The following is a 1,205-nucleotide window of genomic DNA, read 5'->3' on the forward strand; positions in this document are numbered from 1 at the left end:
TTGTGTTTTTCAAACGGGAATTCCTGTATAAATTCTTATGAAAAACATGCCTGAGGGGCACCTCAGGTTTGAGTAGCTGGATGCCGAGCCCATCCTTGGAACTCCAAGTCCGTGCCGTAGATCCTGCAACAGCTGCTCGCCTCGATCAAAGATCGGACAGTATCTCTGGCCCGGCTTGCCGGCAGCCCGCATTCACAAGGTAGATCAGTTGAGGTTTTTTATGTCTTTGTTTCATCTCGGCATCGATGTGGCTAAAGCCAAGTTGGACTGCGCCTTGCGCCTGCCCAACGGCAAGTTCCGCAGCAAAGTCATTGCCAATACCGACGACGGCTTTGCTCAATTAACCAACTGGTTGGCTTCGCATCAGGCGACATCCAGCCCCGTCTGTATGGAGGCCACCGGCATTTACTGGGAAGCGATTGCCCAGTACCTGGTCACCGCCGGACTCACAGTCAGTGTCGTCAACCCGGCACAGATTAAAGCCTATGGTGCCTCCCGGCTCACCCGCAGTAAAACCGATGCAGTCGATGCCCGCTTGATCGCCGATTTCTGTGCCGAGCGCCAACCCGAACCGTGGCAAGCACCCAGTCAAGAGGAGATCACTTTACGCGCCCTGGTACTGCGCCTGGAAGCCTTGCAAACCATGCGCACGCAGGAAAGCCACCGTCTTGGGGTCGCCCGCGAGGCCGTCCAAGACGCTATCCAGCAGCACCTCGCTTGGCTCGACAACGCCATCCAACAGTGGATTAAAACGATTGACGAGCACATCGACCAGCACCCCGATCTCCAGCAAAAACGGGCCTTGCTCGACAGCATCCCCGGCATCGGCGAGCGCACCAGCGCCATCTTCTTGGCGTTTTATGCCGACACCGACCGCTTCGCCAATAGCCGGCAAGCCGCCGCTTTTGCCGGCCTCGATCCGCGCCACTACGCGTCGGGCAGCAGCGTGAGAGGTAAACCCCGCTTATCCAAGATTGGCCATGCCTTCCTGCGCAAAGCACTGTATATGCCGGCCATGGTCACCCTGTACAAGACCACCTGGGGCAAAAACTTTAAAGACCGCCTCGCCGGCGCCGGCAAGTCGCCTAAGCTGATCATCGGCGCGATGATGCGTAAGCTCGTTCACGTCGCCTTCGGCGTCTTGATATCGGGTAAACCATTCGATCCTGCGCTTCATCAGGCTTGACGCGGATAACAGTATCTAC

1 protein-coding gene is annotated in these 1,205 nt (G+C 57.2%); it reads left to right on the top strand.

The features are described from left to right. The first annotated feature begins 220 nt into the window (after positions 1–220). Positions 221–1,186 carry an IS110 family RNA-guided transposase gene (locus JJL52_RS21080; protein ID WP_202054490.1) on the top strand — a complete coding sequence of 322 codons (966 nt, stop codon included), beginning with the start codon at positions 221–223 and terminating at the stop codon, positions 1,184–1,186. Positions 1,187–1,205 lie beyond the last annotated feature (19 nt).

This window comes from Candidatus Methylomicrobium oryzae, from assembly GCF_016745425.1.
Taxonomy (GTDB): Bacteria; Pseudomonadota; Gammaproteobacteria; order Methylococcales; family Methylomonadaceae; genus Methylomicrobium; species Methylomicrobium oryzae.

Bases quoted from the DNA above. Each gene is read 5' to 3' on its own strand.
- JJL52_RS21080 (WP_202054490.1), top strand. From the start codon at position 221: ATGTCTTTGTTTCATCTCGGCATCGATGTGGCTAAAGCCAAGTTGGAC.